Source organism: Rhizobium jaguaris (assembly GCF_003627755.1).
Classification (GTDB): Bacteria; Pseudomonadota; Alphaproteobacteria; order Rhizobiales; family Rhizobiaceae; genus Rhizobium; species Rhizobium jaguaris.
This window is the reverse complement of the sequence record NZ_CP032694.1, coordinates 1659688-1679500: the sequence shown is the minus strand read 5'-3', so window position 1 is coordinate 1679500 and position 19813 is coordinate 1659688. Positions and strand designations below refer to the sequence as shown.

General features: G+C 58.4%; 19 protein-coding genes, 2 tRNA genes and 1 pseudogene. 6 read left to right on the top strand and 16 right to left on the bottom strand.

All coding sequences use genetic code 11. From position 1 onward, the window contains the following. Window positions 1-7 precede the first annotated feature (7 nt). The 15 genes and pseudogenes from nuoK to CCGE525_RS08120 form a co-directional block, all read right to left on the bottom strand. Window positions 8-316, bottom strand: coding sequence for an NADH-quinone oxidoreductase subunit NuoK (gene nuoK, locus CCGE525_RS08190; protein ID WP_120703848.1), 309 nt, complete (start codon window positions 314-316; stop codon window positions 8-10). Between the two features lie 31 nt (window positions 317-347). Continuing rightward, window positions 348-962, bottom strand: a complete 615-nt coding sequence (locus tag CCGE525_RS08185) for an NADH-quinone oxidoreductase subunit J (protein ID WP_120703847.1) — start codon at window positions 960-962, stop codon at window positions 348-350. A gap of 149 nt (window positions 963-1111) precedes the next feature. Further along, window positions 1112-1603: an NADH-quinone oxidoreductase subunit NuoI gene (gene nuoI, locus CCGE525_RS08180; protein WP_028754013.1), complete on the bottom strand. Its 492-nt coding sequence runs from the start codon at window positions 1601-1603 to the stop codon at window positions 1112-1114. A 40-nt stretch (window positions 1604-1643) separates the two neighbouring features. Next, window positions 1644-2687, bottom strand: a complete 1044-nt coding sequence (gene nuoH, locus CCGE525_RS08175; RefSeq protein WP_120703846.1) for an NADH-quinone oxidoreductase subunit NuoH — start codon at window positions 2685-2687, stop codon at window positions 1644-1646. A gap of 12 nt (window positions 2688-2699) precedes the next feature. Continuing rightward, complete coding sequence (nuoG, locus tag CCGE525_RS08170) at window positions 2700-4781, bottom strand: NADH-quinone oxidoreductase subunit NuoG (protein ID WP_120703845.1); 2082 nt, start codon at window positions 4779-4781, stop codon at window positions 2700-2702. A gap of 247 nt (window positions 4782-5028) precedes the next feature. Further along, window positions 5029-5748, bottom strand: a complete 720-nt coding sequence (locus CCGE525_RS08165) for an NADH-quinone oxidoreductase subunit E (RefSeq protein WP_120706321.1) — start codon at window positions 5746-5748, stop codon at window positions 5029-5031. 9 nt (window positions 5749-5757) lie between these two features. Beyond that, on the bottom strand, window positions 5758-7062 hold the full coding sequence (gene nuoF, locus CCGE525_RS08160) for an NADH-quinone oxidoreductase subunit NuoF (protein WP_120703844.1): 1305 nt from the start codon (window positions 7060-7062) through the stop codon (window positions 5758-5760). Window positions 7063-7149: 87 nt separating this feature from the next. Continuing rightward, a pseudogene (gene nuoE, locus CCGE525_RS08155) lies at window positions 7150-7780 on the bottom strand (NADH-quinone oxidoreductase subunit NuoE); the annotation flags it as partial. Between the two features lie 15 nt (window positions 7781-7795). Beyond that, window positions 7796-8113 carry a hypothetical protein gene (locus CCGE525_RS08150; RefSeq protein ID WP_120703843.1) on the bottom strand — a complete coding sequence of 106 codons (318 nt, stop codon included), beginning with the start codon at window positions 8111-8113 and terminating at the stop codon, window positions 7796-7798. Next, window positions 8113-9303 carry an NADH-quinone oxidoreductase subunit D gene (locus tag CCGE525_RS08145; protein ID WP_120703842.1) on the bottom strand — a complete coding sequence of 397 codons (1191 nt, stop codon included), beginning with the start codon at window positions 9301-9303 and terminating at the stop codon, window positions 8113-8115. Before CCGE525_RS08145 ends, CCGE525_RS08150 begins: the two co-directional genes overlap by 1 nt. Before the next feature lie 69 nt (window positions 9304-9372). Further along, entirely contained in the window at window positions 9373-9975 is a 603-nt protein-coding gene (locus CCGE525_RS08140) for an NADH-quinone oxidoreductase subunit C (protein WP_120703841.1), read from the bottom strand. An 18-nt stretch (window positions 9976-9993) separates the two neighbouring features. After that, a complete protein-coding gene (locus tag CCGE525_RS08135) occupies window positions 9994-10575 on the bottom strand; it encodes a NuoB/complex I 20 kDa subunit family protein (protein WP_120703840.1) in 582 nt (193 codons plus the stop codon). After that, window positions 10566-10931, bottom strand: a complete 366-nt coding sequence (locus tag CCGE525_RS08130; RefSeq protein ID WP_028754004.1) for an NADH-quinone oxidoreductase subunit A — start codon at window positions 10929-10931, stop codon at window positions 10566-10568. Before CCGE525_RS08130 ends, CCGE525_RS08135 begins: the two co-directional genes overlap by 10 nt. 260 nt (window positions 10932-11191) lie before the next feature. After that, window positions 11192-11268 (bottom strand) — tRNA-Asp (locus tag CCGE525_RS08125). Window positions 11269-11318: 50 nt separating this feature from the next. Next, window positions 11319-11395 (bottom strand) — tRNA-Asp (locus CCGE525_RS08120). A gap of 444 nt (window positions 11396-11839) precedes the next feature. Between CCGE525_RS08120 and CCGE525_RS08110 the strand changes: the two genes are divergently transcribed. The 6 genes from CCGE525_RS08110 to CCGE525_RS08085 all read left to right on the top strand — a co-directional run bounded on the left by CCGE525_RS08110 (window position 11840) and on the right by CCGE525_RS08085 (window position 19276). Next, window positions 11840-12667, top strand: coding sequence for a hypothetical protein (locus tag CCGE525_RS08110; RefSeq protein ID WP_245472109.1), 828 nt, complete (start codon window positions 11840-11842; stop codon window positions 12665-12667). Continuing rightward, complete coding sequence (locus tag CCGE525_RS08105) at window positions 12648-13946, top strand: KpsE/RkpR family capsule polysaccharide export protein (protein ID WP_120706320.1); 1299 nt, start codon at window positions 12648-12650, stop codon at window positions 13944-13946. Before CCGE525_RS08110 ends, CCGE525_RS08105 begins: the two co-directional genes overlap by 20 nt. Window positions 13947-13960: 14 nt before the next feature. Then, window positions 13961-14614, top strand: coding sequence for an ABC transporter ATP-binding protein (locus CCGE525_RS08100; RefSeq protein WP_120703839.1), 654 nt, complete (start codon window positions 13961-13963; stop codon window positions 14612-14614). Window positions 14615-14847: 233 nt separating this feature from the next. Then, window positions 14848-15909, top strand: a complete 1062-nt coding sequence (locus tag CCGE525_RS08095; RefSeq protein WP_245472108.1) for a KpsE/RkpR family capsule polysaccharide export protein — start codon at window positions 14848-14850, stop codon at window positions 15907-15909. A 20-nt stretch (window positions 15910-15929) separates the two neighbouring features. After that, complete coding sequence (locus tag CCGE525_RS08090; RefSeq protein WP_120703837.1) at window positions 15930-17036, top strand: hypothetical protein; 1107 nt, start codon at window positions 15930-15932, stop codon at window positions 17034-17036. A gap of 53 nt (window positions 17037-17089) precedes the next feature. Then, window positions 17090-19276, top strand: coding sequence for a glycosyltransferase family 2 protein (locus CCGE525_RS08085; protein WP_120706319.1), 2187 nt, complete (start codon window positions 17090-17092; stop codon window positions 19274-19276). Between the two features lie 66 nt (window positions 19277-19342). On the opposite strand, the gene CCGE525_RS08080 is transcribed toward CCGE525_RS08085, so the two are convergent. Continuing rightward, window positions 19343-19738 (bottom strand): (R)-mandelonitrile lyase, encoded by a 396-nt coding sequence (locus CCGE525_RS08080; protein WP_120703836.1) that lies wholly within the window; start codon window positions 19736-19738, stop codon window positions 19343-19345. Between the last annotated feature and the right edge of the window lie 75 nt (window positions 19739-19813).

Genomic DNA, 19813 nt, shown 5'->3' with positions numbered 1-19813 from the left:
AGCTTTATCAGCCCTTCATCATGTTGACGTCTTCAACCGCGATGGAGCCGCGGTTGCGGTAGAAGACGACGAGAATTGCAAGACCGATGGCCGCTTCGGCAGCGGCGACAGTCAGAATAAACAGAGCGAAGACCTGGCCGACGATATCGTTGAGGAACGACGAAAAGGCGACCATGTTGATGTTGACCGCAAGCAGGATCAGTTCGATCGACATCAGGATGATGATGACGTTCTTGCGGTTCAGGAAGATGCCGAAGACGCCGAGCACGAAAAGGATGGCGCTGACCGTCAGGTAGTGGGAAAGTCCGATGACCATATTCTTGTTCCTTTGACCCTCGTGCCTCGCCTTAGACGCCCTGCCCCGGCTTGACCTTGACCACCTCGACGGCGGTCGCGGGCGTGCGGGCGACCTGTTGGGGAATGTTCTGACGCTTGACGTGCGTGCGATGTTGCAGCGTCAGCACGATTGCGCCGATCATCGCGACCAGGAGCACAAGGCCGGCGATCTCGAAGAAATAAACGTAGTTGGTATAGAGCACGTCGCCGAGTGCGGCGGTGTTCGTCCGGGTTGTCAGCGCCGGGATCGGCATGGCGACCGACTTGGCGATCGTGGGCGAAATCACGCTGCCGCCGATGACGACGATCAGCTCGGCGGCGAGGATGATGCCGATCAGCGCGCCGATCGGCGCATATTCCAAAATGCCTGCCCTGAGCTCGGAGAAGTCGATATCGAGCATCATGACGACGAAGAGGAAGAGAACCGCGACGGCGCCGACATAGACGACCAGCAGGATCATCGCCAGGAATTCCGCCCCCATCAGGAGGAAGAGGCCGGCCGCATTAAAGAAGACCAGGATGAGGAACAGGACCGAATGGACCGGATTCCGCGCCGAGATAACCATGAACGCCGACGCCACCGCGACAAAGGCGAAGATGTAGAAAAAAAGAGCCTGCAGACCCATGTTGGTGCCTTTTTCGTCTTCCCCCGGGCAGCCGGGAGTGTCCCTGCCCGATGGGACTTGCTGGACAAACGTCCGGCAAAGCCCCGGTCTCTATTCGACCGCGACGGCGACAATCTCGGCCGCCCGTCACGGCATATTCAAAATTCCGCTTAGCGGTACGGCGAGTCCATCGCGATGTTGCGCGCGATTTCGCGTTCCCAGCGGTCACCGTTTTCCAGAAGCCGCGCCTTGTCGAAGTAAAGCTCTTCGCGGGTTTCGGTGGCGAATTCGAAGTTCGGCCCTTCGACGATGGCGTCGACGGGGCATGCCTCCTGGCAGAAGCCGCAATAGATGCACTTCACCATATCGATATCGTAGCGCACCGTGCGGCGGGTGCCGTCATTGCGGCGCGGCCCGGCTTCGATGGTGATGGCCTGAGCAGGACAGATGGCTTCGCAGAGCTTGCAAGCGATGCAGCGCTCTTCACCGTTCGGATAGCGGCGCAGCGCATGTTCGCCGCGGAAGCGCGGGCTGACCGGTCCCTTTTCGAAGGGATAATTAATCGTCGCCTTCTGCTTGAAGAAATAGCGCATCGACAGAAAGAATGCGCCGACGAATTCCTTGAGGAACAGCGAGCTGACGGCGTTGGAAATTCCGGCCATCTTCAACCTCCAAATCTGCTTGAAGCGAGGATCGACATCATCATGCCCATCCCGTCAGCTTCAGCACGAATGCAACGATAATGACCATGGCCAGCGACAGCGGCAGGAAGACCTTCCAGCCGAGGCGCATGAGCTGGTCGTAGCGGTAGCGCGGCACGAACGCCTTGACCATCGCGAACATGAAGAAGACGAGGCACGACTTCAGCAGGAACCAGATGATGCCCGGGACCCAGTTCAGGATCCAGATATCGATCGGTGGCAGCCAGCCACCGAGGAAGAGGATCGTGGTCAGCGAGCACATCAGAACGACGGCGGCATATTCGCCGAGCATGAACATCATGTAGGGCGACGAACCATATTCCACCATGAAGCCGGCGACCAGTTCCGATTCCGCTTCCGGAAGATCGAAGGGCGGACGGTTCGTTTCAGCGAGCGCCGAAATGAAGAACACGATGAACATCGGGAACAGCGACAGCCAGTGCCAATCGAGGAACGAGGCAGGCAGGCCGAGCTTGGTGCCGAGGCCGGTCTGCTGTGACATGACGATATCGGTCAGGTTGAGCGAGCCGACGCAAAGCAGCACGGTGACGATGACGAAGCCGATCGAGACTTCGTAGGACACCATCTGCGCGGCAGAACGCAACGCGCCAAGGAACGGATACTTCGAGTTCGAAGCCCAGCCGCCCATGATGATGCCGTACACTTCGAGCGACGAAATCGCCAGAATGTAGAGAATGCCGACATTGATGTCGGCGATGACCCAGCCATGCGCCACCGGCACGACGGCCCAGGTGGACAGCGCCAGAACCACGGAAACGAGTGGAGCCAGCAGGAAGACGGTCTTGTTGGCGCCAGCCGGAATGATCGGCTCCTTGACCATGAACTTCAGAAGGTCGGCGAAGGACTGGAACAGGCCGAAAGGACCGACGACGTTCGGGCCGCGGCGCAGCTGAACCGCCGCCCAGATCTTGCGGTCGGCAAGAAGGATATAGGCGATGAAGATCAGCAGGCAGACCAGGAGCAGCAGGGACTGACCGATGATAATCAGCGCCGGCCAAAGATAGGTCGAAACGAATGAATCCATAGTCCTTTGCCCTTACTCTGCCGCAGCCTGGAAATTGTTGCGGGCCAATGCCGAGCACTCCGCCATGACGGCAGAGGCACGCGCTATCGGGTTCGTCAAATAGAAGTCTTTGATCGGCGAAGCAAACCCGGATTTACCCATCGCGCCGGCTTTTTTCGCGAGTGCGACAATTTGGGCGCTATCGCCTTCGGCGATCTCGTCGATGCCTGCAAAATGCGGGAAAGCAGCATAGAGCTTGGCTCGCAATTCTCTCAACGAATCAAAGGGAAGCTTCTTGCCAAGCACGTCGGAAAGGGCGCGGATGATGGCCCAGTCCTCGCGGGCGTCGCCCGGTGCGAAGCCGGCACGATTGCCCATCTGGACGCGGCCTTCGGTATTGACCCAAGTGCCCGACTTTTCGGTGTAGGTGGCGGCCGGCAGGATCACGTCGGCATTGTGCGCGCCATTGTCGCCGTGCGAGCCGATATAGACGGTGAACTTCGCGCCCTTGCGGGTGAAGTCGAGCTCATCGGCGCCAAGCAGGAACAGAACGTCCATCGAGGACAGCATGGCAGCAGCATTGACGCCCTTTGCGCCCGGCACGAAGCCGAGGTCCAGGCCGCCAACGCGGGAAGCCGCGGTGTGCAGCACGGCAAAGCCGTTCCAGTCGTCCTTCACGACGCCGACGGCGGCAGCGAGCTTGGCGGCATTCGCCAGCACCTCGGCACCGTCTTCGCGGATGAGCGCGCCTTGGCCGATGATGATCATCGGCTTCTCAGCATTCCTCAGAACCTCGGCAAAGCTGTGCGAACCGCTGACGACATCGGCCAGCGTATCGGGACCGGCGCCGAGATAATCGTAGGAGTAACGCAGGTCGGCATGTTCGCCGATCACGCCGATCGGGAACTTGCCCTTGCGCCAGCGCTTACGGATGCGCGAGTTCAACACAGCCGCTTCGAAGCGCGGCGTGGCGCCGATGATCAGCAGCGCGTCGGCAGCTTCGATGCCCTCGATGCCCGGATTGAAGATGTAGCTTGCGCGGCCGAGCGACGGATCAAGCGCCGTCCCGTCCTGGCGACAGTCGAGATTTTCCGATCCCAGCGACTTCAGCAGTTCAGAGAGCGCGTACATCTCTTCGACAGAAGCGAGGTCGCCGGCGATCGCGCCGATCTTGTCGCCGCTGGTGCCAGCAACCGCGGACTTGATGGCGGCGAAGGCATCGCTCCAGGTCGAAGCCTGCAGGCGGCCGTCCTTGCGGACATAGGGCTTGTCGAGGCGCTGCGTCTTCAGGCCGTCCCAGATGAAGCGGGTCTTGTCGGAGATCCATTCTTCATTGATCTGCTCGTTGACGCGCGGCAAGACGCGCATGACTTCGCGGCCGCGGGTGTCGACGCGGATGGCTGAGCCGAGCGCGTCCATGACGTCGATGGATTCGGTCTTGTTCAGTTCCCACGGACGGGCCGTGAAGGCGAAGGGCTTCGAGGTCAGCGCGCCGACCGGGCAAAGGTCGACGACGTTGCCCTGCAGCTCGGAGGTCATCGCCTGCTCGAGATAGGTGGTGATCTCGGCGTCTTCGCCGCGGCCGATCAGGCCGAGTTCGGAAATGCCGGCGACCTCCGTCGTGAAGCGGACGCAGCGCGTGCAGTGGATGCAGCGGTTCATCACGGTCTTGACGAGCGGGCCGATATACTTGTCTTCGACGGCGCGCTTGTCTTCCTGATAGCGCGAACTATCGATGCCGAAGGCCATGGCCTGGTCCTGCAGGTCGCATTCGCCGCCCTGATCGCAGATCGGGCAATCCAGCGGGTGGTTGATCAGCAGGAACTCCATCACGCCTTCGCGGGCCTTTTTGACCATCGGCGTGTTGGTGAAGACTTCCGGAAGCTCGCCGTTCGGGCCGCCGCGGATGTCGCGCACGCCCATGGCGCAGGAGGCCTGCGGCTTCGGCGGGCCACCCTTCACCTCGACGAGGCACATGCGGCAATTGCCAGCCACCGACAGTCGTTCATGGAAGCAGAAGCGCGGGACTTCGGCGCCGGCTTCCTCGCACGCCTGGATAAGCGTGTAGTGATCCGGAACTTCGATCTCTTTACCGTCAATCTTCAGTTTTGCCATCGTCCACTCAGTCCTATGTCACGTCTGCCGCCGAACCTGGCCACAGACAATTTCATGATCGCAATACCGTCTCGCCACCGGCACGGCATTTGAGCCGCGTGGCACCGGTCTTGCTCACAATCACCTTTGCCGAACCTTGCCCCCACAAGATCAGCACCTCGGCTGAAACATCGCAGGCCGCGCCCACAACATGCTCACCGCTTTAGTTCACGCTCTTCGGCTGCTTAGGCACGGCCAAAGAAAATTCTCAACTCCGGCCTTTCGGCTGGAGCGCTCTCGCCTGGCCAACCCAATCGTCGCGTTTGATACGGCCATCGAAACCGAATTCCGCATCGATCCGCTCGATATCCGCCTCGTTCCAGGCAGCGATATCGGCAAAGCGCTGGATGCCGCGCCCGTTCAGAACCTGCTCCAACTTCGGACCGATGCCCGAAATCCGCTTCAGGTCATCCGCCCTCGCGGCGGCCTTGCGGCTACGCACAGGCACCGCTGCCGGCTTTGCCGCGACCGGTTCAGCAGCAACGACCTTGGCCTTGGCCCTGGATTTGGCCGGCACTTTCGCTGGCGTAGCTTTCGCCGCGACGGACTTTGGTTCGGTCTTCTTTACATCCGTCGGCTTTGCTTCGACCGGCTTGGCAACGCGCGACGCCGTCACCTCTCCTGCCCCATCGCTCTTTGCTACCGGCTTCGGCTCAGCAGAAGCACTGTTCTTCTCGTCAAGCGCGACAGCGAGCTTGTTGGTCGCCTCGACCGCACCTTGCAGCGCGCCGAAGAACGCGCCCGCCATCTGCGACGAGAAGCCGAACCCAATCGCGGTCGCGGCAGCAAATGCGGCCGCCGGATGCGACATCAACGGGTGGATCGGCAAAACAGGCGAATTCCGCAGCATATCCGCGGCAATACGGCTGAGATCAGCCGATGCATCGGCCGCTCCGCTATTCTGCCTGGTATCTGTGGTCTTCGCCATCATCGCTCCTTACTCGGCCGCTTCCAGCACCGCACCGTGGCTCGTCGCATTGGCCGTATATTGGTCGATGCGCTTTTCGATTTCCGGGCGGAAGTTGCGGATCAGGCCCTGTACCGGCCACGCGGCGGCGTCGCCGAGCGCACAGATGGTATGGCCTTCGATCTGCTTGGTCACCTGGAACAGCATGTCGATTTCGCGCTTCTGCGCATTGCCCCGAGCCATGCGTTCCAGCACGCGCCACATCCAGCCCGTGCCTTCGCGGCACGGCGTGCACTGGCCGCAGCTTTCATGCTTGAAGAAGGCCGAGATGCGGGCGATCGCCTTGATGATGTCGGTCGACTTGTCCATGACGATCGCAGCCGCCGTACCGAAGGAGGACTTGACCTCGCGCAGACCGTCGAAATCCATCGGGCAGTCGATGATGTCGGCCGCCGGAACGACCGGGCACGACGCGCCACCGGGGATAACGGCAAGCAGATTGTCCCAGCCGCCACGAATGCCGCCGCCGTGCTTCTCGACCAGTTCGCGGAACGTAATGCCCATCGTTTCTTCGACCGTGCACGGACGATTGACGTGCCCGGAAAGCATGAACAGCTTCGTGCCGACATTGTTCGGACGGCCGAAGGAGGAGAACCAGGCAGCGCCGCGACGCAGAATCGTTGGCGCAACGGCGATCGATTCGACGTTGTTGACGGTGGTCGGGCAGCCGTAGAGACCCATGTTGGCCGGGAACGGCGGCTTCAGACGCGGCTGGCCTTTCTTGCCTTCGAGGCTTTCGAGCAGCGCGGTTTCTTCGCCGCAGATATAAGCGCCGGCGCCATGATGAACGAAAACATCAAAATCCCAGCCGAGCTTGTTGTTTTTGCCCAGAAGACCGGCATCGTAGCACTCGTCGATGGCTGCCTGCAGGGCTTCGCGCTCGCGCATGTATTCGCCACGGACATAGATATAGGCGGTGTGGGCGCCCATGGCGAAGCCGGCAATAACGCAGCCTTCGATCAGCGTATGCGGATCGTGGCGCATGATATCGCGGTCCTTGCAGGTGCCCGGCTCAGACTCGTCGGCGTTGACGACGAGATAATGCGGACGGCCATCACTTTCCTTCGGCATGAAGGACCACTTCAGGCCCGTCGGGAAGCCTGCGCCACCACGACCGCGAAGGCCGGAAGCCTTCATCTCGTTGACGATCCAGTCCCGGCCCTTTTCGAGGATTTGCTTGGTGCCATCCCAATGGCCGCGGCTCATCGCGCCTTTCAGGGACTTGTCCTTGAGACCGTAGATATTGGTAAAGATGCGATCCTGATCCTGTAACATGCCTTACCTCTTACTCAGCCTTGTTGCCGACAGCCGCTGGCTCGGATGGCACCGCCCCCGCTTCGGCGACAACCTTAGCACCGGACTTCTTCTTCGTCGCCGGCTTCGGCGAATCCAGAAGCGAAGTCAAACCACCTTCCGGTGCAGAGAAAACGCGATCGATCTGCGGGCCAGTCGGGACTTCGCTGCCCTTGCCTGCGACAAATGCATCGATGATCTCTTCGAGACGTTCCGGCGTCAGATCCTCATAGGTATCCTTGCCGATAACAACCATCGGTGCGTTGACGCAGGCGCCCTGACATTCGACCTCTTCCCAGGAAAGCGTGCCTTCGGCATTGCGTTCCAGCGCGTGGTCGGCGATCTTGCTCTTGCAGACCTTCACCAAGCCCTCGGCGCCGCGCAGCATGCAGGGCGTCGTGCCACACACCTGGATATGGGCGCGGCTGCCGACCGGATGCAGTTGGAACTGTGTATAGAAGGTGGCAACTTCGAGCGCACGAATATAGGCCATGTCGAGCATATCGGCGATCTTTTCGATGGCCGCCTTGGTGACCCAGCCATCCTGCTCTTGCGCCCGCATCATCAGCGGGATGATCGCGGATTGCTGACGGCCCTCGGGATATTTCTTGATCGTCTTTTCCGCCCAAACCGCGTTCTCCTGGTTAAAGGCGAAGGCGGCAGGCTGGAATTGATCTTCGGCTAGTCGACGAACGGACATCTTTCACGCCTTATCTCAGTTTAAGGACCCACACCGCGTATCCGTCAGAGACGAAAATTCGCAGGCATAGGCCGACTGGTCTTTCTGCATAAACACAACGAATTTGCCGCCGTTGGGCACAGCGGCCTTTATTTCATAGCCGCGTGACACGAGATCGCCCATGGTCGATACCGCGCTTTGCGAAGCCGTATTTCCACTCTTGGCAACATTCGAACTTTTCGCATTCGAACCTTGCACGGTGATGCTGGGCAACGTCTGCGTCTTGCCGACCTGCTGAGCCGAAGCTCCGGAAGCAACAAGAAGCGCCGCAACGAGGACCGGCCAAAGCTGCATCAGCGATCCACCTCACCGAACACGATGTCGAGCGAACCGAGCACGGCCGCGACGTCGGCAAGCAGATGGCCGCGGCACATGAAATCCATGGCCTGCAGATGCGCATAGCCCGGAGCGCGGATCTTGCAGCGATACGGCTTGTTCGAGCCGTCGGAGACGAGATAGACGCCGAACTCGCCCTTCGGCGCTTCGACGGCGGTATAAACCTCGCCGGCGGGCACGTGGTACCCTTCAGTGTAGAGCTTGAAATGGTGGATCAACGCTTCCATCGAACGCTTCATCTCACCGCGCTTCGGCGGCACGACCTTGCCGTCGAGCGAAGAGACCGGGCCGGTCTTGGCATCGCCGAGCAGGCGGTTGACGCACTGCTTCATGATGCGGACAGACTGGCGCATCTCGATCATGCGGATCAGGTAACGGTCGTAGCAGTCGCCGTTCTTGCCGATCGGAATGTCGAATTCGAGATCGGAATAGCATTCATAGGGCTGCGCGCGACGCAGGTCCCAAGCGGCACCCGAGCCACGGACCATGACGCCAGAGAAGCCCCATGCCCAGCAGTCTTCCAGCGACACGACGCCGATATCGACGTTGCGCTGCTTGAAGATGCGGTTGCCAGTGAGCAGCTCGTCGATATCGTCGAGCGCTTTCAAGAAGGGATCGCACCAGTCGCCGATATCCTGCACCAGCTTTTCCGGCAGATCCTGGTGAACGCCGCCCGGACGGACATAAGCGGCATGCATGCGCGAGCCAGATGCGCGTTCATAGAACACCATCAGCTTTTCACGCTCCTCGAAGCCCCACAGCGGCGGCGTCAGCGCACCGACGTCCATGGCCTGCGTCGTAACGTTCAGAAGATGCGAAAGGATGCGGCCGATTTCCGAGTAGAGCACGCGGATCAACTGGCCACGGATCGGAATTTCGATGCCGAGGAGCTTTTCGACAGCCAGCGCATAGGCGTGTTCCTGGTTCATCGGCGCCACGTAATCAAGGCGGTCGAAATAAGGAACGGCCTGCAGATATGTCTTCGTCTCGATCAGCTTTTCCGTGCCGCGATGCAGCAGGCCGATATGGGGATCGACGCGTTCCACAATTTCGCCGTCCAATTCGAGGACAAGACGCAAAACGCCGTGCGCAGCCGGGTGCTGCGGACCGAAATTGATGTTGAAGTTGCGAACGTTGTGTTCTGTCATGGCGGCGATGCTCGCGTTTTCAGATATTCAGAGAATGGCAAGCCTCAAGGCCCGCCACACGCCATCAAATTATGCCTTCGCCTTCTCATCGCCCGGCAGCACGTAATCCGTGCCTTCCCAAGGGGACAAGAAGTCGAAGTTACGGAATTCCTGCTTCAGCTCGACCGGCTCGTAGATGACGCGCTTGGCAGCGTCGTCATAACGAACTTCGACGAAACCGGTGGTCGGGAAATCCTTGCGCAGCGGATGGCCTTCGAAGCCGTAGTCGGTCAAAAGGCGGCGCAGATCCGGGTGGCCGGTGAAGAGAACGCCGTACATGTCCCAGGTTTCGCGCTCGAACCAATCGGCGCCGGGATAGACGCTGCAGGCCGAGGGAACCGGCTGATCTTCGGCGACCGGAACCTTGACGCGGATGCGCAAATTCTTCTTCGGCGACAGCAGGTGGTAGACGACATCGAAACGATCGGGACGCTGCGGCCAGTCGACGCCGCAAATATCCGTAAGGTTGACGAAACCGCATTTGGCATCATCACGCAGGAACGTCAGCAGCGCGACCACGTTTGCCGCTGATGTCGTCACGTTCAGCTCACCGTACTTGATCTCGAACGACGAAATCAGCGCGCCGCGAACTTCCGTGAGATAGGTGGCGAGTTCGTTCAGGGCTTCACTCATATTGCCTTGTCCTCTGCCTTACCGTTCGATCGTGCCGGTGCGCCGGATTTTCTTCTGCAGCAGAAGGACGCCGTAGAGCAGCGCCTCCGCCGTGGGAGGACAGCCCGGTACATAGATGTCGATCGGCACCACACGGTCGCAGCCGCGCACAACAGAATAGGAGTAATGATAGTAGCCGCCGCCGTTGGCGCAGGAGCCCATCGAGATGACGTAGCGCGGTTCCGGCATCTGGTCGTAGACCTTGCGCAGAGCCGGGGCCATCTTGTTGGTCAGCGTGCCGGCGACGATCATGACGTCAGACTGGCGCGGCGAGGCACGCGGTGCAAAACCGAAGCGCTCTACGTCGTAACGCGGCATGGAAACCTGCATCATTTCGACGGCGCAGCAAGCAAGGCCGAAGGTCATCCACATCAGCGAGCCGGTACGGGCCCAGTTGATCAGCTCGTCGGTCGAGGTGACCAGGAAGCCCTTGTCGGCGAGCTCATTGTTGATCTCGCCGAAGAACGGATCATTGCCGCCAACGGGCTTGCCGGTTGCGGGATCGATGATCCCCTTCGGCTGCGGCGCAACGAGCGTCGTGTTGCTTTGGGCTACTCCCATTCGAGCGCTCCCTTCTTCCATTCATAGATAAAGCCGATGGTCAGCACCGCCAGGAACACCATCATCGACCAGAACCCGAACCAGCCGATCGCACCGAAGGATACGGCCCAGGGGAAAAGGAAGGCGACTTCCAGGTCAAAGATGATGAAGAGAATCGACACAAGATAGAAGCGGATGTCGAATTTCATGCGGGCGTCGTCGAATGCGTTGAAGCCGCATTCGTAAGCCGACAGCTTTTCCGAATCAGGCGCCTTGAAGGCGACGGCAAACGGCGTAATCAACAACGCCAGGCCGATCACCACGGCAATACCAATGAAAATCGCTATCGGAATATAGGAACTGAGCAGTCCAGTCATCATGTCCATCCCTGCTTGCCATGGGCGCCGGGGTGGCGCCTCTGAGCAAATGCCCAAGCCAAGCGAAAGAGCGTTGCAACAGAGCCGTGGTTAGCGCAGCCGGAGCGCGGGCGCAAGCCTTTTGAATATGTCGTTTCAAGCACTACCGAACACGGCTTATCAACAAGCTGCAACGATATCGCGACAAATCCGCGCAAACGCGGAACGGTGTTTTCGCAGTCGCAGCAAATTGATGATTGATTGTAATGGCTTGAAACAAATGGCGCGAGTGACGGGGCTCGAACCCGCGACCTCCGGCGTGACAGGCCGGCACTCTAACCGACTGAGCTACACCCGCGCATCGTTTGACCTATCGGCCATGCGAAATCCGGCAATTATGCTTTAAAATGGCGCGAGTGACGGGGCTCGAACCCGCGACCTCCGGCGTGACAGGCCGGCACTCTAACCGACTGAGCTACACCCGCACTTCATTTCAAGCATTCCGGATGCTCTCGCATCCATCAAAGCGGCCTCTCGCCGTTCGATGAGCGGCTAACTACGGGGTTCGTGTTTGGGTGTCAAGCAGGTTTAAATACAAATCCATGACAGAGTGCGAATTGTTTGCGCGACCGTCGCCGACACATTCCGGCTCCGCCGATTTGGCATGGCAGGTTCGCGTCTCACGCATTTCAAAAGCGGCTCATACACGCTCCAGAGCCAGGCTGCTTTTGCGAAAGGACGGAGTATCGATATCGACTTGACGGAGCGACGCCATCAAAAAAATCAAAAAATCTTCACAAACACTCTTGCGGTTTTTTGCCGTTCCGCATAGATCACGGCCACCGAACGCGGCGGGCCAATGACCCGCTTGCATGACGGGCGATTAGCTCAGTTGGTAGAGCGCCTCGTTTACACCGAGGATGTCGGGAGTGTTGATCTATCGGCGGCCACAAGTGTCGCAACCGGTCCCACTGAAGATCCTGCGCCTGGAAACACAGCTCCTGCCGATGGTCAAATTCGATTATCACTGCGGCCGTCATTTTCAATATGAGCTGTCGTCCGTAGAGCGTTTCGGCCATGAAACCGCGCTCCAGGCCTTTCATCTCAACGCCATCCAGTCGATTTATATCAGCGGGCGCCTGCTGCTGCGGAATTATGAGGAGTTTCTCGACAAGGGATTCAAAGCCATCGTTCTGCTCACGGACCCCTATTATGAATTGGCCCTGCGCATATTTCTTTTGAAGCGGATGGCAAAAACCCAGATCTCATTCTTTGGCGACCGGGATAAGATCATCCTGGCACCGGCGGCGGAACATTTCGCTGAGGTCGATCTCGAAAATGAGTCGTCCCTCAAATCGGCGCTCAAGAAAGCATCGCAGAATGTCAGAAACGTTCTGGTGTCCCCTGTTACCCGCCAACTGGTCGCCAGCAGCCCGGAGCAACTCGCCACGCGTGGCGACATTGCTGCGGCGATCGAGCTGCTCTCACGTTTCACCGTTGTCGGGCATGATGCCGACAGCCTTCATTTTCAGGACGCGATTGGTGAGCTGCTCGGTATTTCCATAGGCGAGCTTCCGTTGCTCTCCCGGCACACCGCCCTGGAGGACGTCGCGACCAGATTACGCTCTTTGCATATTGCCGAGCTGATGCTCGAGGAAGACCTTATTTTTGATCATTACGTGCGTGAGGCGATGAAACCGACCGCGCCGGAATTGCTAAAAACGAATGCAAGCCGACATGCCCAAAATAACCATTGAAGAGGCGATCGATCAGCGGTCTCCGCGAGTAAAGCCGGCGCGACATCTCTTACCGTCATTGTTTCGGCGACGGGTGCCCGAACGGCGCCAGCACAATGATCTGGAAGAGATCGAATATATACCGGTACCCGGCACGCAGGAACCCGCGCCCCAGTCCGGCGGCAAGCCACCGCTTCGCCTCCTCAGCTTTTTACTGATGGTCATCCTGCCGTTTCTGGCGAGCTTGATCTATTACGTCTTCATCGCTTCAGATCAGTACGTTGCTGAAGCCCGCTTCGCCGTTCGCGCCCTCTCCGGCACCAGTTCAGACGACAAGGGCGACGGCAGTGGCGGATCCGAGAATAGCGGCGGGCCTGCGGGCCTTCTCAATATGCGTTCTGCCTCACAGGATGCTTACGTTGTTACGAGCTTCATTCGCTCGACGGAGATCCTCAAACGGATCGGCAAGAAACTCGACTATCGATCCATGTTCACGCGGGAAGATGCGGATTTTCTGTCTCGATTCCGCTCGTCGAAATCAGACGAGAAATTTCTGGACTATTGGCAAAACCACGTCAGTGCCTACATCGATGTCTCCTCCGGCATCATCACTTTGAAGGTTCGCGCATTCACGCCCGACGATTCCGTAAAGCTCTCCAACGCCATCATCCAGGAGAGCGAAGCGCTGATCAACGAGCTCTCGCAACGCGCACGCAACGACATCGTGCAAAGCATGCAGGCGGATGTCGAAAAAAGCGGGAAGGCCTATGCCGACACCTTGACCGCGCTCAATCAATTTCAGCATCAATCCGGGCTTCTCAGTCCAGAGGCGCAGGCCAAGGACAGCAGCACGCTGCTGACGGGACTCCTTGCGCAGAAGCTCGAATTCGAAACGCGCCTTTTCGTGATGAAGCAGTCACATGCGGAGGGCTCTCCGACCTACCAACAACTGACGCTTGCGCTGCAAAGCCTTGATGCTCAGATCGACAAAAAGAAATCGGAACTGACCGGGCCGGAAAATGCGAGTCTGGCCAAAGCGCTGCTGGAATACTCCAGGCTCGATACGGACCGGGTAATCGCGGAAAGGCTTTATGAGGCTTCGCAGAGGAACTACGATGCGGTGCTTGCGGAAGCGCTTCGAAAAACGCTTTACCTCGCTGTTTTCGTGAACCCAACGCTTCCGGATGAAGCCGTCTTTCCTCACCGGATCACCACGCCACTCATCATATTGCTTGGCCTAGCCGTTGTCTGGACAACCCTCTCATTGATCTGGGCGTCCGTGCAGGATCATCAGATATAAGTGAGACATGCGTGATGATCCGCTTCAAAAACGTATCGAAATACTTCAAGACGCAAAATAGCAAAAAGGTAATCCTGGATCGCGTGACCTGCGAATTCATGTCCGGCTATTCTTACGGCCTGCTCGGCGTGAACGGCGCGGGAAAATCGACGACAATGCGGATGATTGCCGGCACCATGCTGGCAAATTCGGGCAAGATCATCAAAGACGTTCGGGTGTCCTGGCCATTGGGACTGGCCAGCGGCTTCAATCCCTATATGACCGGCCGCGCGAATCTTCACTTTGTTGCCCGCGCCTATGGGGAGGATGTCAGGCGAGTCTCCCGTTTTGTCGAGGAATTCGCTGAACTTGGCGACTATATCAATGCGCCGGTACGCACCTATTCTTCCGGCATGGCCGCCCGATTGGCCTTCGGGCTTTCCATGGCCATCGAATTCGACTGCTATCTTGTCGACGAGGTTCTGGCCGTGGGCGATGCTCGGTTCCAGGAACGCTGTCGCGCCGCATTTGATAGCCGGCGAAAATATTCAGACATCATCATGATCTCCCACAGTATGAGCATGATCAAAAAACATTGCGACAAGGGAATGGTGCTCGTCGACGGCAGACTCATGATTTTCGACAAGGTCGAACAGGCCATCGAAGCGTACTACAGGTTGAACAGATAAGATGCGACGGATTGTCAACAAGGTCCAAAATGGCTCACGATACCGGAAAGACGTCTGAAACTGTTCAGCTCAGTGCGATCCAGCACAGCCGCGATGTTGCCGCGAAACTGTCGGTGACTGCGCGCAAATTGCGCTTTTCGACATCAAAACGAAGCCAGTTTTATAAAGCAGTCGGACTGCGCCCCCGCCCCCTTGAGCAGATTATTGGCAGGGCGATTCTGGCGTTAACGATCTTGCTTCTCATTATCCCGAATGCCGCGTCGATCTACTACTTCACACACATGGCCTCGGATCAATACCAGTCCGAAACACGCTTTACCGTCCGGTCATCGACGCCGGCACTCGGCAAGGACCAGCTGGCCAAAGTAACCGGCCTGCCATCGGCGGAGATTATTCAGAATACGCTGATCGTTACCAATTTCATTACCAGCAAGGATATGGTGGCCGCTCTCCAGGACAAGGTCGACTTCCGAAAACTCTACGGAAATCCGGCGATCGACCCGCTTGCGAGGCTGAAGCAGGATGCTACGTCAGAGAAAATGCTCGACTACTGGGAGGATATGGTTTCGATCAAAACCGACGCCAACAGCGGTATCGTGACCGTAAAGGTCCGCGCCTTTTCGGCCACCGACGCGCAAAAGATACTAAGAGAAGTCGTTACGGCTTCCGAAGCCGTTGTCAACGACGTCAACAACCGCATGTGGCGCGATGTCACAACCACCGCTCAAACCAATTTGGACAATGCGAAGACTCAACTGCAGAAAACGCGGGAGCAGCTTCAGCTCGCCCGCAATCAAACCGGCGTCCTCAGCGTCGAAGGATCATCGGCCATTCTCACGGGTTTGATCACGAGCGTGCAGACGGACAAAGTCAACCTTCAGCAGAAATACGACGCGCTGCTCGGAACGGTATCGCCCAATGCGCCACAGATGAAGGTTCTGAAGCGCCAGATCGACAGCAAGGAAAAGCAACTCGAGGATCTGAACAGCCAGGTGGCCGGACAAAACAAATCGGAGCAGAACCTTGCCGACGTGTCGGTCGATATGTCTCAGCGAGAACTGGAGCAAAGCCTGGCCGAACAGCAATTCGCCGCGAGTATGAGAACGCTGGAGCAAGTGCAGTTCGTCAGCAAGCAACAGCTCCTCTATCTCGATACGTTTCTTGCGCCGGACCTGCCGGGTGAAGCGGAATATCCCAAACGGGCGCTCTGGATCTGTGGCGTTTTGGCAGCGACCTTGGCAATTTGGGGCATTGTCGTCAGCCTGCTGACGTCCGTGCGAAATCGTCTAGGCTAATTGCGCTCGGTCGGTCATCCATGCAAAGTCTGCGCAACATCATCCACGGATTGATACCCAGGCCGCAGCCTTGCGCTACATCCCTTGATGGTATTGCTCCCGCTGCAAAACAGCTTCTGATTCTATCGCGACACCCTAATCCTAGTGCCAGCTACTATCTGGATGAGCGAACCAAAGCTCTTGCCAATATCCCGATCTTCATGCGGGGGCTCGACGACAGATTGGACGATGTCGATGGTGAAGGACTGTTTGTCATCATTTGCCGCTACATCAAGGAGCCCCAATTGCGCTGGCTGGAGCGCAGGCGTGACAGCCTGGCGGGCGTGGCATATTTCATCGACGACGATATCCCAGCCGTCGTGGCAGGCGACGAAGCCAGCTGGCCCTACAAATTCAGGCTGCTCAATTTCGCCATACGGCCGCTCCCTCGCCTCAACCGGTTGCTGACTCATCTATGGGTATCGACGGAGGCTCTGGCGGAGACGCTGGCGAATGCCAGCCATAAGGTCGAGATCCTGGCGCCGATGCCGGCAAAGCCCGCCAGGAAATCAGCCGAGATCAAGGGCGAGACGGTTCCCGCGCTGAAAATGGTCTATCATGCCACCGGTATTCACCGCCATGAGCACGAATTCCTGATGCCGGTCGTCAGCTCGGCAATGCGCAAGCATGAAAATTTGCATTTCGAGGTTTTTGCCGATGGCAAACTTGCGCGCCGATGGCGCCGTCAGGACATTGAACCGAACAGAATGACGATTAGCCCACAGTTGCCGTGGTCGTCCTATCTTGCAAGGACCACGGATCATGGCGCCGACATTGCCTTGACGCCGCTCCTGGCGGGACGGACCAACGACAGCCGCGCGGATACGAAGCGGATCGACATAAGCCGCATGGGAGCCGCCGCCATATTTTCCCGATGCACGACATTTGCACGTTGTGCCGTTGCCGGAGAGATTCACATCGGCAACACGATGGAGGAATGGCTGATGGCCATCGATCAGCTTGTGGAGGATGGAGACCGGCGAATGATTGCGCGCAATGCCACACAACAGTCCATAGAAAAAATGCGGCAGAATGCGACGCTGGCATTTCCAGGCATACGTTTCGATGGGCTCGGTGATATGGCTTGATGGCCAGCCATGGGAACGCTATCCGCGGCTGGGATTTGGATATTAAGAAATCAATGACACTTAAGATTTTACCCAACGACGATCTTGAACGGGAAATTTCGCCCGGTGCCCATCCCAATCTATGGAAATCGCTTGGCGACGATCCCGCCTTCGAAATTCGGTTCGCCCCTGTCAGGAGAAGGCTCGTCGTCGCTCATATAGCCGGCACCGATGAAGCCATTGACCCGAAGTTCTATGTCAATCGCGGTCGCGGCTTCCGGGAAAAGGATGCGGTCACGCTGTCGGCAGGGCGTCGCTTCATCATCACGGCCGACGTGGGAGCGGTCGGCACCATCTGCTCCCTGCGCGCCGACCCGGCCAGCTTCCCAACCACGTTCAGCTTCGACGTTGCGGCATTTTCTTCAGTGAAATCGGCCGAAAAGCATATTTCAGCGCTGCTGGACGCGCATGGGCCAGCAGAACGCGTCGATCTCGGTAAGCTGGCGCAATACTGGACTAAGATGCCGAAGCTGGCCTTCGGGAAACGTTCGCCGAGCGCGACGATACAATATGCGGAGGCGAGCTATCGGCTTGCCGCCGATCTCGCTGCGTCGCCTGTTTCCTCGACGGCGGGACTATGGCTCAGCGTTGTCGTTCCGGTCTACAACGCGCCGTCTCGATATCTCGACGATCTCGTAAGATCCTTCGAAGCACAAAACGAAGAAGGTACGGAGCTCATCTTGAGCGATGACGGATCGACCTCGCCTGAAACACTGCGGTGGTATGAGACGCAGAGATCGAAAGACAATGTCCGTTTCGTCCTGAACGAAAAGAACGGCGGCATAGCGGCCGCCACCAATGCCGGACTATTGCATGCACACGGTCTGTGGGTCGCTTTGCTGGACCATGACGACGTCATCGCCCCGCATGCCCTCAAAGTCGTGCGGCACACGCTCGAACGGAATCCGAATGCGAGCTTCCTTTATACCGACGAACTGGTTGTTGACGACACGCTGAAGCCCACCGGGCTGATGTTGAAGCCGGACTACGACCCCGTTCTTCTGACGGGCGTCAACTACATCAATCATTTCTCCATCTACCGGCGCAGCCGGCTTCGGGAGATCGGTTATCTTCGCACCGGATATGATGGCTCGCAGGACTATGACCTGCTGCTGCGCTATCTGGAAGGATTGCCCGGCAATGCCATCCTTCACCTGCCCTACCCTGCCTATTGGTGGCGGCGCAATGGCCATACCTATTCGCGAAAATTCATGGATGCCGCGACCGCCAACGCCCGAAGGGCGCTTGTCGAACGATTTGAGCGCCAACAGCAGCCTGTTCGCGTCGACGGCGCACTGACGAAAACTCTGCATCGCGTAGTGTTCGAGCGTCCGGAGAATTCATGGCCGAAGATTTCCATCATTATTCCCAGCAAGGATAGCTTCGACCTGATTTCGCGGGTGCTGAAGGATATCTTCGAGCGAACGGACTATGCCAATTTCGAAGTGCTTGTCGTCGACAACGGCTCTTCGGATAAGTCCGTGCTGGATCTCTACGAGCATTACCGCAAAACGCATCCGCAGTTTTCGGCCTCGATCACGCCGGAGCCCTTCAATTTCTCCCGGTCGATCAACCGCGGTCTGAGTGCCGCCAAGGGTGAGCACTATCTTATCCTCAACAATGACGTCGAGATAATCGAGCCCGATTGGCTGAAGGAGATGGTGGCCTGTCTCGCCTACGAGGGGACCGGCATTGTCGGCGCCAAGCTTCTCTATCCGAACGACAAGATCCAGCATGCCGGCGTCATCATCGGCTTTGGCGGGCTGGCGGGTCATTGGTATATGAACAAGCCTAGGGATTTCGGCGGCCCGATGAACAGGCTGCATGTCCGCAATTCGATGACCTGTGTCACAGGCGCGGTCATGCTTATTTCCGGCGACTGCGCCGAGGCGATCGGCACATTCGATGAGGACAATTTCGCCGTCGCCTACAATGACGTCGACTATTGCCTGCGGGCCTATAAAGCAGGCTTCCGCATCATTTGGACGCCGTTCGCCTGCCTCTACCACCATGAATCGGTTTCACGGGGATCCGACAAATCGGGAGAACGAAAAAAGCGATTTGAGCGAGAGAAGGACAATTTGCGACGGCTGCATGCGACACAGACCTTTGACGACCGGGCGATCAATCCGGCATACAGCCGAGACAAGTCAGACCCTAAGATCTTGATCGCAACGAAGCTGCATATTCCATCGATGTGAGGCCGCAGCGGCCACCCTGATCCGAAAGAACCGCCGCGCTTCCAAACCGATCGAGCCGTTCCGCCTTTACCCGCGATACTGCTCGTCGGTTACATATTCCATCCAGTCGGCGGCTTTGCCGTCTTGCATTTCCTGAATGGCGATATGCGTCAACGCGGTATCCGGCCCGGCGCCGTGCCAGTGTTTTTCGCCAGGGGCAAACCAGAGGACGTCGCCGGCGTTGATTTCCCGGATTTCGCCGCCCCAGCTCTGCGCAAAGCCTTTGCCGGATGTCACCACCAGCGTCTGGCCAAAGGGGTGCGTATGCCAAGCCGTGCGGGCGCCCGGATCGAAGCTGACATTCACGACCTGGACGCGGGCCGGTGCCTGCGCCTGCATCAACGGCTCCTGGCGTACAGTACCGGTGAAGTATTCGGCCGGCGCCATGAGCGTCGGGCGCGATCCGTTAGGCTTGATCTCCACGGCGTTTCTCCTGCTTTACCGACATGGCGGCGTCTTGCCGCGCCTTGTTCTCTGCGGTCAGCCTATGCCATCCGA